General features: G+C 67.9%; 13 protein-coding genes. 9 read left to right on the top strand and 4 right to left on the bottom strand.

Annotation, left to right across the window (positions count from 1 at the left end):
• The first annotated feature begins 225 nt into the window (after positions 1-225).
• Positions 226-1,260 carry a LacI family DNA-binding transcriptional regulator gene (locus IE191_RS05290; protein WP_191323324.1) on the top strand — a complete coding sequence of 345 codons (1,035 nt, stop codon included), beginning with the start codon at positions 226-228 and terminating at the stop codon, positions 1,258-1,260.
• A 107-nt stretch (positions 1,261-1,367) separates the two neighbouring features.
• Positions 1,368-2,834 carry an MFS transporter gene (locus IE191_RS05285; protein WP_191323323.1) on the top strand — a complete coding sequence of 489 codons (1,467 nt, stop codon included), beginning with the start codon at positions 1,368-1,370 and terminating at the stop codon, positions 2,832-2,834.
• On the opposite strand, the gene IE191_RS05280 is transcribed toward IE191_RS05285, so the two are convergent.
• From IE191_RS05280 to IE191_RS05270, 3 genes are all read right to left on the bottom strand, one after another.
• Positions 2,835-3,926, bottom strand: coding sequence for a serine hydrolase domain-containing protein (locus IE191_RS05280; protein ID WP_191323322.1), 1,092 nt, complete (start codon positions 3,924-3,926; stop codon positions 2,835-2,837).
• Between the two features lie 21 nt (positions 3,927-3,947).
• Positions 3,948-4,403, bottom strand: a complete 456-nt coding sequence (locus IE191_RS05275; protein WP_191323321.1) for an Lrp/AsnC family transcriptional regulator — start codon at positions 4,401-4,403, stop codon at positions 3,948-3,950.
• Between the two features lie 67 nt (positions 4,404-4,470).
• Entirely contained in the window at positions 4,471-5,190 is a 720-nt protein-coding gene (locus IE191_RS05270; protein ID WP_191323320.1) for a DsbA family protein, read from the bottom strand.
• A 194-nt stretch (positions 5,191-5,384) separates the two neighbouring features.
• On the opposite strand from IE191_RS05270, the gene modA reads away from it, so the two are divergent.
• From modA to IE191_RS05255, 3 genes are read left to right on the top strand one after another with little or no spacing between them, the layout of a single operon-like run.
• Positions 5,385-6,161, top strand: coding sequence for a molybdate ABC transporter substrate-binding protein (modA, locus tag IE191_RS05265; RefSeq protein ID WP_191323319.1), 777 nt, complete (start codon positions 5,385-5,387; stop codon positions 6,159-6,161).
• Positions 6,162-6,167: 6 nt separating this feature from the next.
• Entirely contained in the window at positions 6,168-6,863 is a 696-nt protein-coding gene (gene modB / locus IE191_RS05260) for a molybdate ABC transporter permease subunit (protein WP_373299243.1), read from the top strand.
• Positions 6,853-7,473, top strand: a complete 621-nt coding sequence (locus tag IE191_RS05255) for an ATP-binding cassette domain-containing protein (RefSeq protein ID WP_191323318.1) — start codon at positions 6,853-6,855, stop codon at positions 7,471-7,473. Before modB ends, IE191_RS05255 begins: the two co-directional genes overlap by 11 nt.
• 140 nt (positions 7,474-7,613) lie before the next feature.
• Here IE191_RS05255 and IE191_RS05250 read toward each other — a convergent pair whose 3' ends face one another.
• Positions 7,614-9,578, bottom strand: a complete 1,965-nt coding sequence (locus IE191_RS05250) for a potassium transporter Kup (protein ID WP_229815124.1) — start codon at positions 9,576-9,578, stop codon at positions 7,614-7,616.
• A gap of 179 nt (positions 9,579-9,757) precedes the next feature.
• On the opposite strand from IE191_RS05250, the gene IE191_RS05245 reads away from it, so the two are divergent.
• The 4 genes from IE191_RS05245 (at position 9,758) to IE191_RS05230 (ending at position 14,290) form a co-directional block, all read left to right on the top strand.
• Positions 9,758-11,302: a DUF4118 domain-containing protein gene (locus IE191_RS05245; protein ID WP_229815123.1), complete on the top strand. Its 1,545-nt coding sequence runs from the start codon at positions 9,758-9,760 to the stop codon at positions 11,300-11,302.
• Positions 11,299-12,018 carry a response regulator gene (locus IE191_RS05240; protein WP_191323317.1) on the top strand — a complete coding sequence of 240 codons (720 nt, stop codon included), beginning with the start codon at positions 11,299-11,301 and terminating at the stop codon, positions 12,016-12,018. The genes IE191_RS05245 and IE191_RS05240 overlap by 4 nt, the downstream gene beginning before the upstream one ends.
• A 119-nt stretch (positions 12,019-12,137) precedes the next feature.
• Complete coding sequence (locus IE191_RS05235) at positions 12,138-13,673, top strand: methyl-accepting chemotaxis protein (protein ID WP_191323316.1); 1,536 nt, start codon at positions 12,138-12,140, stop codon at positions 13,671-13,673.
• A 71-nt stretch (positions 13,674-13,744) separates the two neighbouring features.
• Complete coding sequence (locus tag IE191_RS05230) at positions 13,745-14,290, top strand: hypothetical protein (RefSeq protein WP_191323315.1); 546 nt, start codon at positions 13,745-13,747, stop codon at positions 14,288-14,290.
• The last annotated feature ends 58 nt before the right edge of the window (positions 14,291-14,348 follow it).

Genomic DNA, 14,348 nt, shown 5'->3' with positions numbered 1-14,348 from the left:
GGATCTCGCTTGGTTTCAAATTACGCCGATCCAGGCCTTGAGCGAATAAGGCATACGTATACCATGCATGGGGATGCGTTTCGCTTATGCGGAAAAATCTGTTTTTTTCCATGCGTATAGAATTGTGCTTCATGCACATCATGCAGGCGCACCTCGCACCTTGTTGCATAAATTAGAAATTATGCGCATGGTGCGGGTTAACAATGGGGTGCGGGAGAGCAGGCCATGGGGCGCAAGCCATCCAACAAGCCGACCAGTTTCGAGATCGCCTATCTCGCCGGGGTGTCACAGCCCACGGTGAGCCGGGCGCTACGCGGCAGCAGGTCGGTGAGCAAGGCGACACGCGAGAAAATCGAGGCGATCGCCCGCCAGTTGAACTACACCGTCGACAAGAACGCCTCGTCGCTGCGCACACAGCGCTCCAACACGTTGGCGCTGCTGTTCTTCGAGGATCCGACGCCGGACGAATCGAACATCAATCCGTTCTTTCTCTCGATGCTGGGATCGATCACGCGGCATTGCGCGGCGAAGGGGTTGGACCTGCTGGTTTCGTTCCAGAAGCTGGAGGATGATTGGCATCGCCGCTATCAGGAAAGTCACCGCGCCGACGGGCTGATCCTGCTCGGCTACGGCGATTACACGCTGTATGAATCCCGCCTGCGCCAACTGGTGAAGGCCGGCACGCATTTCGTGCGCTGGGGATCGGTGGACGAGGGCACGATCGGAGCGACCGTGGGATCGGACAATTTCGGCGCCGGGCGCCTCGCGGGCGAGCACCTGATCGCGCGCGGACGGCGGAGGATTGCCTTCCTGGGCCAGGCCGACAGCCACTATCCCGAATTCGAGCAGCGCCACGCCGGCCTGCTGCGCGCGCTGGCCGCTGCCGGACTGTCGCAAGACCCGGCCCTGGTGGTCGACGCGATCAGTTCCGAGGAATCCGGCCACGGCGCGGCGCGTACGCTGCTTTCGCGCGGGGTGCCGTTCGACGCGATCTTTGCCGCCAGCGACCTGATCGCGATCGGCGCGCAGCGCGTGCTGGCCGATGCCGGGCTCGCCGTGCCCGAAGACGTGGCGATCGTGGGCTTCGACGACATCCCGGCGGCTGGCTTTGCCAATCCGCCGCTGACCACCGTGGTGCAGGATATTCGCCTGGCCGGGGAAGCGCTGGTGGAATCGGTGCTGGCGCAGATCGAGGAGCGCATCCCGCCGCCCGCCGTGCTGCCCACCCGGCTCGTGGTGCGGGCGAGCACGGGAGGGTAGGGTGGTGAGGAGTCTGCCGCAACCTCCTGCATAGCATTCGTATGCATATCGCCCCGGCGGCCACTCTGGCGCATCGCGGCAGGCAGGACATGAAAAGAGAGGACGCCATGGGCTCGGCACAAAAGCCTGCGCAGACATTCTGGGGCTTGTGGAACACCAGCTTCGGCTTTTTCGGCATCCAACTGGCCTTCGCGCTGCAAAACGCCAATGTCAGCCGCATTTTCCAGGCGCTGGGCAGCAAGGTGGACGACCTGGCGTTCCTGTGGATCGCCGGGCCGGTGACGGGGCTGGTGGTGCAGCCGCTGATCGGGCACTGGTCCGATCGCACCTGGGGCCGGTTTGGCCGCCGACGGCCCTATTTCGTGGCGGGCGCGGTTCTGGCGGCGCTGGCGCTGCTGGGCCTGCCCAACACGCCGCTGCTGCTGGTGGCGGCGCTGTTCCTGTGGGTGCTCGATGCCTCGCTCAACGTGGCGATGGAGCCGTTTCGCGCCTTTGTGGGAGACATGACCCCGCCGCATCAGCGCGCCCAGGGCTTTGCCTTGCAGACCTGGTTCATTGGTGCCGGCGCCGTGCTCGGCAGCCTGGCGCCGGCGGCGTTCAAGGCCATGGGCATTGCCAATACTGCGCCCGAAGGGGTCATCCCGCCCTCGGTGCGCTACAGCTTCTACCTCGGCGCCCTGGCCATGGTTGCCGCCGTCGCGTGGACGGCGCTGCGCGTGAAGGAATACAGCCCGGCAGAAATGGCCGCCTTTGCCGACGAGCCGGAACACTCGGCCAGCCACGAACCGCTGGTCTATCCCGCGCGCGGGGCGCTGTGGATGCTTGGCGGGGCGCTGCTGCTGGGCCTGGTGCTCGCGCTGGGGCTGGACAAGCAATTGCTGGTGCTGGGCGGTGGACTGGTGGCGTTTGGCCTGTTGCAGGTGGTGGTACGGGCGCGGGCCAGCACCGGGGCCTTGGCCCATGTGGTGAGCGATCTGGCGCAAATGCCGCGCGCGATGCGGCAACTCGCGCTGGCCCAATTCTTCACCTGGGTGGCGCTGTTCATCCTGTGGATATACACGACGCCGGTGGTCACGCGCGAAGTGTTCCATGCCACCGACACCAGCGGCGCGGCCTATAATGCCGGGGCCGATTGGGTGGGGGTGATGTTCGCGTTCTACAACGGCGTGGCGGCGCTGGCGGCCTTTGCCCTGCCGGTGCTGGCGCGGCGGATCGGCAATGTGCGCACCCACATGGTCGGGCTGGGCGCGGGGGCGCTGGCGTTCCTGCTGCTGCTGGTGATCCGCGACGCGCAATGGTTGCTGCTGCCGATGGCGCTGGTCGGCGTGGCCTGGGCCTCGATCCTGGGCATGCCCTATGTGATTCTCACGCGGGTGCTGCCTGCGCGCAAGTTCGGCATCTATATCGGCCTGTTCAACTTGTTCATCGTGATCCCGCAATTGATCGTGGCGACGGCGATGGGCGGGGTGATGCGCAGCTTCTTTCCCGACCAGCCGAAGTGGACGATGCTGGTGGCCGCGCTGGTCATGGCCGGTGCGGTGATCGCCATGGCGCGGGTGCAGGAACAGGACTGATCAGGCGCGCAAGGCGGCTTCCAGCGGCGTGGCCAGGCGCTGGTGATCGCCCCAGTTGGTGGCGATCGCCCGCGCTTCGCTTGGGCTGACAAGCACTTGCGCGGTCCACAGGTTGTTGCTGCCATCGTGCCACAGGCTGCCGTCGGCGCGCACCACCCAGCCCAGCGCATAGCTGCCGCCAAACGGCGGGGTGTGCAGCCTTTGCCAGGTTTCCGCGCGCAGCAACGGGGCGCGGGTGCGGTGCGCGTCAAGAAACGCGGTCATGGCCGCGATCGGCGCGTGGAGCCTTGCCGCCGGCCCGGCAACCGCCGGATTGTCGGTGGGCGGCACCCCCGGAGGATGGGGCGTGCCGTGTTCGCCGGGCCACCAGGCGTGGCCGACCGGCTGGTCCAGCCGTCCCGGCGTGCCCGGCGCGCCGAACCCGGCGCCGGTCATGCCTGATGCCGGAAACAGACGCTGGCGCAGCAGGTCTTCCCATGGCGCGCCGCAGGCAGCCTCCAGCATCGCGGCGGCCGCCACGTAATTGCGGTTGGAATAGATGAAGCGCGCACCCGGCGCGGCCTGCGGCGCGCGGGCCAGAGTCATGCGGGTGAGTGCCACGCGGCTGGCGCGCGGATCGGCCTCGTCGGCCGGGAACGCATCCATCTCGGTGTCGAGATCGAGCCGGGCAAAGCCGCTCGTATGCGACAGCAGGTGCAGCAGGGTAACGCCGTGCCAGGCATCGGCATCGGGCAGGGCCAGCCGCGTCACCAGCGGTTCGTCCCACGCCAGTTCCCCCGCTTCCACCGCCTGGGCGATCAGCGTGGCGGTGACGGGCTTGGTGATCGATCCCCAGTGCCAGGCATCTCCGGCCAGGACCGGCGCCTCCTTGGCGCTGGCCATGCGCAGCCCGGCGCAGGTTTCGCCGCCATCCCCGGCATTGCGCCAGCCGGCGGCCAGTGCGGGCACACCCAACTGGCGGCGCAGGCGCCGGGCGGCAGATGCGGTGCGGGGGAAGGCAGGCGCTGCGGCTTGCGCCATGCTGCCCAAGCCCAAACCGGCCAGCGGCAACCCGGCCAGCCAGCCCAGGATGCCGCGCCGCGCCATGGTCATCGCGGGGCCGGCGCGCCGCGCTCAGGCGAGGGCATAGCCGTTCCACGCCTTGATCGGGCGAATCACGAAGCTGGTGTGCATCGCGCTCACCCCGGGCAGGCGGGCCAGGCAATCGCGGTGCAGGCGATCGTAATCGGCCATGTCGCGCGCGGCGATGCGCAGGCGATAGTCGGCCACGCCGGAGATGAGATAGCATTCCAGGATTTCGGTCGAATCCAGCGCGGCGCGCTCGAACCGTTCCATCGCCTCGCGGCTCTGGCTTTCCAGCGTGATATCGATCAGCGCATGCAGGTTGAGGCCGATCTTGCCCGCGTCCACCCGCGCGCCATAGCCAGTGATCGTGCCGTTTTCTTCCAGCGCGCGCATGCGCCGGTGGCAGGCGGAGCTGGATAGCCCCACCCGGTCCGCCAATTGCGCCAGCGAACTTTGCGAATCCGCCTGCAACGTGGCGAGCAGCTTACGATCTATACGGTCCATGGCGCCGTTTAGCGCAAAATCTTGGCGTTTGAAGCCTGATTCGCGGGAAGGCTTGGCTCGTTCTGGATCAACGCGAATAATCGGCCGGTGGCGGGCCGCGCCGCGTGCTGCGCGTGGCCATCAGGGCGATCGCTTCGTCCAGGGTTTCGCCATCGATCGCGCCATCGACCATGATCGTTTCGCCGGTGGTATTGTTGCGCACGGCAACGGCCGGGGTGCCCTGCACGGTGGCGCGCTCGGCAGCGTCCCCTTCGGCAGAGAGGCGGCCCAGCGTGTCATCGCTGCGCAGGCAGGCGTCGAGCTTGGCGCCATCGCCCGCGCCGTCCTGCCGGGCCAGGGCGACCACCGCCGCCCGCCCGCCGGGCAGGCCGCGTCCGTTGCCGCCGGTCTGGGCAAAGTAATCCCCCAGGAAGCGGTAATAGGCCGCCGTGCCCCCCTGGTCGGCCACGCAGAGCGCGGCCATGCCGCCGAGCACCGCCGCCGCGCCGTGGAAGGGCAGGGGCAGCATGCGGATGGCGAGGTTCGCCTTGCCCTTGGCGCGGGCGATGGCGGCATCGGGAACGCCCGAAAACTGCTTGCAATAGGGGCATTCCGGATCCGACCAGACGACCACGCTGATCGGCGCCTGGGCCGGGCCGCTGACCCGGTCCTGCGCCAGCAGGTTGCCCAGATCGGGCACGCTGCGCCAAGGGGCGGGAATGTCGGGCGTCTGCGCCGCAGCCTGCGCCAGGGCGGGCACTGCCAGCGTGGGCGCTACCGCCAGGATCGTTGCCAGGACTATTGCCATTGGGGCCGTCGCCCAGAACCGTGCGCGCATTGCTGTTCCTTGCATCGTCAAACCTTGCCCGTGCTGTTGCGCAATCCGCTGCGGGCAGCAAGCCCCCCGGCGCGCAACCCGCGCGCTTTGCATTTCGCGCCCGCTGCCTGTAGGGCTGCTGAATATATCCCTTGAAATACAGCCTGCGGGCTGGCGGAGATGCCATGGGCCGCCTTTTGCTTCGTCTTCTTGTCCTGCTTGGAGTAGTTGCCGCCTCTTTCGCCCCGGCCGAGGCGCAGTCGGCCGGCAAAGGGCCACTGGTGCTGGCTGCGGCGAGCTTGCAGGAATCGATGAATGCGGCGGCCGATCGCTGGGCCGCGCTGGGCCATCCGCGCCCGGTGCTGTCGTTTGCGGCGTCTTCTGCGCTGGCGCGCCAGATCGAGGCGCGGGCACCGGCCGATCTGTTCGTTTCGGCCGATGAAGACTGGATGGACGACGTGGCCCGCGCCGGTCTGCTCGCCCCGCGCAGCCGCGCCCGGCTGGTGACCAATGCCCTGGTGATCGTGGCCCCGGCGGGCAGCGCCTTGCGCCTCTATCCGGCGCCGGGCTTTCCGCTGGCGCGCGCGCTGGGCGGTGGCAAGCTGGCCATGGGCGATCCCGATGCGGTGCCCGCCGGCCGCTATGGCAAAGCGGCGCTGGAACGGCTGGGCGTGTGGAGCCTGGTGCAGGGCCAGGTGGCGCGGGCGGAAAACGTGCGCGCCGCGCTTGCGTTGGTCGCCCATGGTGCCGCGCCGCTGGGCATTGTCTATGCCACCGATGCCCGTGCCGAGCCGGGCGTGAGAGTGGTCGGCGTGTTTCCTGCCGGCAGCCACGCGCCGATCACGTACCCCGTGGCGCGGCTGAGCGGCTCGACCCATCCCGATGCCGAAGCGTTCCGCCGGTTCCTGCTCTCGGCGCAGGGCAAGGCGATCTTCCGCCGCTTCGGCTTTGTGGCGCACTGACAGGCCATGCTGCTCTCGGCGCAGGAATGGGGCGTTGTCGCGCTGTCTGCCAAAGTCAGCGGGGTGGCCATTGCCGGCGTGTTGCCGATCGCGTTTGGCCTGGCCTGGGCCTTGGCGCGGGGGCGCTTTCGCGGGCGCGTTCTGCTAGATGCGCTGGTTCACCTGCCGCTCGTCCTGCCGCCGGTGGTGATCGGCTGGATGCTGCTGGTTGCCTTCGCGCCCGCCGGTCCGCTGGGTGGCTGGCTGTGGCGCGCGCTGGGCGTGACGTTGCTGTTCCGCTGGACCGGGGCGGCGCTTGCGGCCGCGATCATGGCCCTGCCGCTGATGGTGCGGGCGATCCGGCTGTCGCTCGAAGCGGTCGATCCCCGGCTGGAACAGGCGGCGCGCACGCTGGGCGCGGGGCCGTGGGCCACGTTCTGGCGCGTCACGCTGCCGCTCTGCGCGCCCGGTATCGTCGCGGGCGCCGTGCTCGGCTTTGCCCGTTCGCTGGGCGAATTCGGCGCGACGATCACGTTCGTCTCCAACATTCCGGGTGAAACCCAGACTTTGCCGCTGGCGATCTACGCCGCGTTGCAGGTGCCCGGCGGCGATGCCACGGTATGGCGCCTGGCGGTGGTGGCGGTGGTGCTCTCGGTGGTGGCGCTGGTCGCCTCGGAACTGCTCGCCCGCCGCCAGGGTGGAAAGGGCGCGCATGTCCTTTGAAATCGACGTGGTGCTGGCGCGGGGAGAGCGGGAATTTGCCGTGCGCGTGGCGGGCGCGGCGGGCATTACCGCGCTGGTTGGTCCCTCTGGCCAAGGCAAGACCAGCACGCTCGATGCCGTGGCGGGCCTGCTGCGCCCGGTTTCGGGCCGGATCGCGGTGGGCGGCACCGTGCTGTTCGACGCAGGCCAAGGCATCGACCTGCCGCCCCATGCTCGCGCGGCGGGCTATGTGTTCCAGGACTTGCGCCTGTTTCCGCATCTGACGGTGCGCGACAACCTGCTGTTCGGCTGGCGCCACGCCGCGCCCGATCGCCGCGTGCTGGGGCTGGACGAGGTGGCCGGGTTTCTGGACATCGCGCCCTTGCTTGGGCGCCGCCCGCACACGCTATCGGGTGGGGAAGCGCAGCGGGTGGCGATCGGCCGGGCGCTGCTGTCCGCCCCGCGCTTCCTGCTGATGGACGAACCGCTGACCGCGCTCGATCCGGCGCGGCGGGAAGGGGTGATGGCCCTGATCGGCCGCATCCGCGATGCCTTCGCCTTGCCGGTTCTGCTAGTGTCGCACCAGCAGGACGAGGTGGCGCGGCTGGCGGACCGCATCGTGGCGCTTTAGACCGGCGATAAGGGATTGCACAAAGAGCCTTTTCTCCCCTCCTCTTCAGAGGAGGGGCTGGGGGTGGTGCGAACCCTCGCGCTTGATATCCACCACCCCCCGACCCCCTCCTCTGAAGAGGAGGGGGAGCATGCGCTGTGCTAGATCTCCAACTGGCTGCCCAGTTCGATCACGCGGTTGGTGGGCAGGCGGAAGAACTGCATCGGGCTTTCCGAATTGCGCACCATCCACGCGAACAGCTTTTCGCGCCAGATCGCCATGCCCGGCCGCTTGGACGCGATCAGTGTCTGGCGGGCGAGGAAATAGCTGGTTTCCATCGGCTTGAACGGACCGCCTGCGCGCGTCTCGGCGGCCAGCTCGGCGGGAATGTCGGCCTCGTCCATGAAACCGGTGCGCACGATCATGCGGTAGAAGCCATGGCCCATGTCTTCCACCTCGCGCCGTTTGTGATCGGGCACGTGGGGCACCCCGGCGGTCACCACGGTCAGCACTACAACGCGCTCGTGCAGGATGTGGTTGTGCTTGAGATTGTGCAACAGGGCAGGGGGAATGCCCTCGACGGTCGACGCCATGAACACCGCCGTGCCTTTCACGCGGCGCACCCGTTCGCACACCGAGCCGAGGAACAGATCGAACGGCATGGCATCTTCGGCCAGCCGCTCGCGCAGGATGCGCCGGCCGGTGGCCCAGGTGGTGAGCGCGGTGAAAGTGATCGCCGCCACCAGCAGCGGGAACCAGCCGCCGTCGGGGATCTTGGTGGCGTTGGACGCGAAATAGGCGCCGTCGATCACCAGGAACGTACCGGTCACCACGCCCGCGACCAGCGGATGCCATTTCCACACGGCAAAGGTCAGCACGCCGAGCATGCAGGCGGTGATGAACATCGTGCCGGTCACGGCGATGCCATAGGCCGAGGCCAGGTTGCTGGAGGTGCGGAACGCCAGCACCAGCAGGATGACCATGGCCAGAAGCACCCAATTGACCAGCGGCACATAGACCTGGCCGGCAGCGCTGGCGCTGGTGTGGAGGATGCGGATGCGCGGCAGGAAGCCGAGTTGCACCGCCTGTTGCGAGACCGAGAACGCGCCCGAGATCACCGCCTGGCTGGCGATGACCGTGGCCAGCGTCGCCAGGATCACCAGCGGCAGGCGCGCCCAGTCCGGCGCCATCAGGAAGAACGGGTTTTCGACCATGGCCGGATTGCGCAGCAGCAGCGCGGACTGGCCGGCATAGTTGATCAGCAGGCAGGGGAACGCCACCCACAGCCAGGCGACCATGATCGCGCGGCGGCCGAAGTGACCCATATCGGCATAGAGTGCTTCCGCGCCGGTCACCGCCAGCACTACAGAGCCAAGCGCGAGGAACGCGAGCAGCGGGTCGAGAGTGAAGAACTTCACCGCATACCAGGGGTTCACCGCCAGCAGGATTTCCGGCGCGCGGACAATGCCGCCAAGACCAAGCAGCGCAATGACCACGAAATAGACGAGCATGACCGGGCCGAACAGCTTGCCCACCGCCGCCGTGCCGCGCGACTGGATCGCGAACAGGCCGATCAGGATGGCGATCGAGATCGGCAGCACCACTTCGGCAAAGGCCGGGTGCACCACGGTGAGCCCTTCCACGGCCGAAAGCACCGAAACCGCCGGGGTGATGATCGCATCGCCATAGAACAGCGCAGTGGCGACAATCCCCAGCACGGCGGTGAACGCGGTCCACTTGCCCGGCTTCAACTGCCGCCCGATCAGCGCCAGCAGTGCCAGGCTGCCGCCTTCGCCCTTGTTGTCGGCCCGCAGGATCACGAAGACATACTTGACCGTGACGATCAGCGTCATGGTCCAGAACATCAGCGAAAGGACGCCGAAGATGTGATCGGAATCCACCGCCAGGCGATGGTGGCCGATGAAGCTTTCCTTCAGCGAATAGAGCGGCGAAGTGCCGATATCGCCGAACACGACCCCGATCGCGCCCACGGCCAGCGGCACCAGGCCCTGGCCATGGTGGTCATCATGGTGGTCGGTGTCCTGAACTTCGCAGGGTTGGGCCGGCGCATCGGCGGCGCGCGCGGCTGCGGAATCAGAGCCCGCAGCAAGAGGCATGGCAGTCATGGCGGCGCCGCTACGCCCAGCCCGATCCGCGTGCGACGAAATTTATGCATTCTTTACGCCGCTTCACGGCGTGTTTGTCACAAGGCGGGACGCCGGGCGCGCATGTGTCGCGCGGCATTGACAGGCCGTGACAAGCCTGCCCCTCGACAGCGCCCCCCTTGCTGCGGCATGCCAGTGCCATGACCCTGGCCCACGCCCACAGCATTGCACCCGCGCCCGGCGCTGACCAGGGCGGCGGCCTGGCGGCGGGGCTGCTGGCCATGGTGGCGCTGGTCGGGCTGGCCACGCTGCTGGGATTGACGCTGCTGGCGCGGGGCGATCTGGCCGATATTGGCCTGCTCTATCTGGTGCCGGTGATGTTTGCCGCCATCCGGCTGGGGCTGCGGCCGGGGCTGGCGGCGGGGGCCCTGTCGTCGCTCAGCTATAACTATTTCTTTATTCCGCCGCGCTTTACCCTGGCGGTGGCTGATCCTTCGCATCTCATCACGCTGGTCATCCTGCTGGGTGTGGCGCTGGTGGGTAGCCAGATGGCGGCGCGGCTGCGGCAACAGGCGATGCTGGCCCAGGCCCAGGCCGGGCGCGATGCGCTGCTGGCCGGATTTGCCGGGCGCCTGATGGGCGTGACGCGGCGCGACGCGCTGTGGGCGATGCTGGCGCAGGAAGTGGCGCGGCTGTTTGGCGTGCGCGTGCTGGTTGCCGTGCCCGATGCGCAAGGGGTGGTCGAACTGGTCACTGCGCGCCCGGCGCAGGACCGGCTGGATTTGCTGGAAGCGGCGGCGGCGCAATGGTGCCTCGACAGCGGGCGCTCCGCCGGGCCGGGCGGGCAGGTGCCGACCGCGTCGGAATGGCTGTTCATGCCGGTGCCCGGCACGCAGGGGCCGCTGGCAGTGGTGGGCGTGGGTAATCCCGATGCCGATCTGCCGTTGCACGGCGCGCAGGCGCCCTTGCTGGAAAGCCTGCTGGCGCAAGCCGGGCTGGCTTTGGCCCGCATCACGCTGGAGGAAGAGAAACTCGCGCTGGGCCGGGTGCAGGAGCGCGAGCGGCTGCGCAGCGCGCTGCTCTCGTCGATCGGGCACGATCTGCGCACGCCGCTCACCACCGTGCTCGGCACGCTGCGCGCGCTGCGGCCGCTGAGCCCGGCGCAGACGGTGGCGCTGGCCAGCGCGCGCAGCGAGGCGGAGCGGCTCGATCGCTTCGTGGCCAACCTGATCGAGATGGTGCGCCTGGAAATCGGCGCCGTGCAGCGCGAGCCGGAAGCGGTCGATCTGGCCGAGGCCTGTGACGCGGCGCTCGATCACCTGGCCCCGGCCGTTTCGGCGGCGGGCGTCGAGCGTGCCGTGCCCGAAGACCTGCCGCTGGTGCTGGCCGATCCGCGCCTGTTGCACCACTGCCTGATCAATCTGATCGACAATGCCGCGCGCCACGGCGGCGGGCGGGGCATCCGCGTGGAGGCCGGGGCCGACGCCCAGGGCGGCGTCGAACTGGCGGTGTGCGACCGCGGGCCGGGCGTGCCGGCCGGCGAGGAGGAGCGGATTTTCGGCATGTTCACGCGGTTGGAAGGCTCGGATCGGCAGGGTGGCACGGGGTTGGGCCTGGCGATCGTCAAAGGATTTGCCGAGGCGATGGGGCTGCGCGTAACGGCTGCGAACCGGCCCGATGGCGGCGCACGCTTTGCCCTGCACGTGCCGCCGGCGCTGATCCGTCCCGTGGTGGTGCCGGCATGAGCGGGCCGGGCGAGGGCGGCAGCGCGGGCGTTTTGCTGATCGATGATGATCCGGCCATCCGCGCGCTGCTGCGCCAGACGCTAAGCCACGCCGGCTATGGCGTCAGCGAGGCCGGCAGTGCGGCCCAGGCCCTGGCCGAGCGCGCTGCGCGGGCACCCGACCTGGCCTTGCTCGATCTGGGCTTGCCCGATCGCGACGGCCTGGAAATCCTGCCGCAACTGGTCGCAGCCGGCGTGGCGGTGGTGGTGCTGTCCGCCCGCGACGCTACGGCGGAAAAGGTCGCTGCGCTCGATCTGGGGGCGAGCGATTACGTGACCAAGCCGTTCGATCCAGAGGAAATCCTGGCGCGCGTGCGCACGGCGCTGCGCCATCGCGCCCGGTTGGCCGGTGGACCGGGTGGGCAGGCCGTGCTGCGCTTTGCCGACGTGGAGATCGACCTGGCCGCGCGGCAGGTGCGCAAGGGCGGGGCCGAAGTGCATCTGGCGCCCAAGGAATATGCGTTCCTGGCCGAATTGGCGGGCAATCCCGGCCGCGTGGTGACTCATGCGCAACTGCTGCGCACGATCTGGGGGCCGGGCCACGAAACCGATGTCGAGTATCTGCGCGTGGCCGCGCGGGGTATCCGGCGCAAGCTGGAAAGCGATCGCCCGCCCGGCCAATCGGCGCTGCGTAATGAACCCGGCATCGGCTATCGCCTTGATCTGACACGGGGATGAGGCAAGCCTGAAGCGACCCCCACGGGCCTTTACGTGGCCTTGGCTTAAGGCCCGTTTGAGCGCGGGGGTGATAGCGCCGCTCCCTGTCATTCCAGACGGCGGAACCGGGGAAAGGTTGCATGTTCAAAAGGCGCGTTGTCGTTCCACTTGAAACCCGTTTCGCGCAGGCCGTGTTCGAACACGCTGCCGATGGCTTCCTCTTGCTCCAGAACGGCCGCTTCACCCTGTGCAACGCGGCGGCCGAGCGGGTCTATCAACGCACCCGGCACGAGATCATCGGCGCCACGCCCGATGCCCTGGCCGCGCCACGCCAGGCCGATGGCCGCCCTTCTTCCGAGCATGTTGGCGAGCGCTTGGCCGAAGCGCAGCGCAACGGCTTTGCGCGCTTCGAGTGGCTCAATGTCGATCGCAACGGGCAGCCGCTGCGCATGCTGGTGACGCTCACGCCGATCCAGATCGATGGCGGCGATGCGTTGATGATTCAGGTGCAGAGCCAGGCCGAAACCTCCGCGGTGGTCGACGCGCTGCGCGAAGGGCTGGAGCGGCTGGCCGGGGGTGATCTCGATTGCCGGCTGACGCGCGCGTTCCGGCAGGACTACGAGTGCCTGCGCACCAGCTTCAACGCGGCAGTCGATGCCATGGCCGGCGCGATGCGCTCGGTTGGCGGCATTGCCGAGCAGGTGGCCAATGGGTCTTCGGAAATCCTGGCGGGATCGGAAGACTTGTCCACCCGCACCGAGCAGCAGGCGGCGGCCGTTGAGGAAGCCGCCGCGGCACTGCGCCAGATCAGCGAAAGCGTGCAGAAATCGGCGCAGGAAGCTGGCCATGCCAGCACCATGGTGCAGACCACGCTGGACGAGGCGCGCCAATCGGGCGACGTGGTCGGGCGCGCGATCGAGGCGATGGCCGCGATCGAGAAATCCTCGCAGGAAATTGCCGAGATCGTCGGGGTGATCGACGCTATTGCGTTCCAGACCAACCTGCTGGCCCTGAACGCAGGCGTCGAAGCGGCCCGCGCCGGGGATGCCGGCAAGGGGTTCGCCGTGGTCGCCAGCGAAGTGCGCGCCCTGGCGCAGCGGGCCGGGGATGCCGCGCGCGACATCCGCGCCCGCATCGGCAGTTCCACCGAACAGGTTTCCAACGGCGTGGGCCTGGTCACCGCCACCGGCGACGCGTTGGAACGGATCGCCGCCAGCGTGGGCGAAATCAACGATGTGATGCAGCGCATCACCGGCACGTCGAGCGAGCAGGCCGGCGCACTGGGCCAGATCAACGCCACGGTGCGCGATGTCGATTCGATCACCCAGCAGAACGCCGCCATGGCCGAAGAAGCGACGGCAACCGCGCGCAACCTGGCCGATCAGGCCGGGGTGATGGCCCGCGAGCTGGGCAAGTTCCGTTTCGCCGGGGGGCAGAGCATGGCGCGTGCGCCTGTCACCTCCCGCGCAGCCGCCCCGGCACCTGCATCCATACCCGCATCCGCTCCCGCTCCGGCGCCAGTGCGGGCAGCGCCTCTGCCGGCGGCAGTTCCAGCAGCCCCCCTTGCGGCCGTGCCCGCGCCCACTCCGGCTGCCCCACCGCGCCCGAAGCCATCGCCTGCTCCCCGCAGCGTCGGCAATGCCGCGCTGTCTGAGGATGATTGGTCGGAATTCTAGGGGCTCGGGCAAATGCCAACGGCAGGATGCGCCCCTTGCAGACGTTCGGCTGCCGGTGCAATCTCGCTTGCATGAGGAAACTGTTCATCTTCATTGCGGTTTTGCTAATGAGTTGTGAAAGGTCGCCTCAGCTCAAATTTCGTGAAGCAATGGGAGATGGAAACGCTCCGCTTGAGCCGCTGGGCACCAATGAGTCCTTCGCAATTGGCATGGCCAGCAACGCCAAGGGAGCATCGAGCTTAACGTTGGAGTTTCGACCCAACGGGATCATCGTAGTGGAATCGCGCAACCCAACCGGGAAACTTGTAAAAACTGAGAAAATTCAATTAAGTGGCAGTCAAGTAAGCGCGCTGAGGATGCGCATTGCTGCGTTCCGCCCCCCAGCTCGGAACGAGGTGTTCCTGCCCCGCGGATGTACTTATGCGTACGATGATTCGGATACAGTAACGTTGGTTTTTGAAAACGTCGCTGACGACACAAAAGACGTCGATCGGATCAGGTTCGTCCATTTTCAAGATACGTGCCGGTCTCGGTGGGCGGAGTTGGGTCTGACTGAGATAAGGGCCATTATGGCCTCGCTGCCGCAAACTGCGCTTATCCGCAGCCGCGTACTCTAGCACTACTTTGGCAGAAGTGTGATTTTTGGGATTCCCAAGGCGTAAAATCGCTGATTCA

It is taken from the genome of Novosphingobium pokkalii, assembly GCF_014652855.1.
In the GTDB taxonomy this organism is placed as follows: Bacteria; Pseudomonadota; Alphaproteobacteria; order Sphingomonadales; family Sphingomonadaceae; genus Novosphingobium; species Novosphingobium pokkalii.
Note: the sequence above shows the minus strand (reverse complement) of the source record. Positions and strands in the feature narration are given on the sequence as shown.

What these genes read in the sequence shown, in the direction of transcription:
- modA (WP_191323319.1), top strand. Translation starts at nt 5,385, where the DNA reads ATGGGCCGCCTTTTGCTTCGTCTTCTTGTCCTGCTTGGAGTAGTTGCC.
- IE191_RS05255 (WP_191323318.1), top strand. Translation starts at nt 6,853, where the DNA reads ATGTCCTTTGAAATCGACGTGGTGCTGGCGCGGGGAGAGCGGGAATTT.
- IE191_RS05280 (WP_191323322.1), bottom strand. Translation starts at nt 3,926, where the DNA reads ATGACCATGGCGCGGCGCGGCATCCTGGGCTGGCTGGCCGGGTTGCCG.
- IE191_RS05290 (WP_191323324.1), top strand. Translation starts at nt 226, where the DNA reads ATGGGGCGCAAGCCATCCAACAAGCCGACCAGTTTCGAGATCGCCTAT.
- IE191_RS05240 (WP_191323317.1), top strand. Translation starts at nt 11,299, where the DNA reads ATGAGCGGGCCGGGCGAGGGCGGCAGCGCGGGCGTTTTGCTGATCGAT.
- IE191_RS05230 (WP_191323315.1), top strand. Translation starts at nt 13,745, where the DNA reads ATGAGGAAACTGTTCATCTTCATTGCGGTTTTGCTAATGAGTTGTGAA.
- IE191_RS05275 (WP_191323321.1), bottom strand. Translation starts at nt 4,403, where the DNA reads ATGGACCGTATAGATCGTAAGCTGCTCGCCACGTTGCAGGCGGATTCG.
- IE191_RS05285 (WP_191323323.1), top strand. Translation starts at nt 1,368, where the DNA reads ATGGGCTCGGCACAAAAGCCTGCGCAGACATTCTGGGGCTTGTGGAAC.
- IE191_RS05250 (WP_229815124.1), bottom strand. Translation starts at nt 9,578, where the DNA reads ATGACTGCCATGCCTCTTGCTGCGGGCTCTGATTCCGCAGCCGCGCGC.
- IE191_RS05235 (WP_191323316.1), top strand. Translation starts at nt 12,138, where the DNA reads ATGTTCAAAAGGCGCGTTGTCGTTCCACTTGAAACCCGTTTCGCGCAG.
- IE191_RS05270 (WP_191323320.1), bottom strand. Translation starts at nt 5,190, where the DNA reads ATGGCAATAGTCCTGGCAACGATCCTGGCGGTAGCGCCCACGCTGGCA.
- modB (WP_373299243.1), top strand. Translation starts at nt 6,168, where the DNA reads ATGCTGCTCTCGGCGCAGGAATGGGGCGTTGTCGCGCTGTCTGCCAAA.
- IE191_RS05245 (WP_229815123.1), top strand. Translation starts at nt 9,758, where the DNA reads ATGACCCTGGCCCACGCCCACAGCATTGCACCCGCGCCCGGCGCTGAC.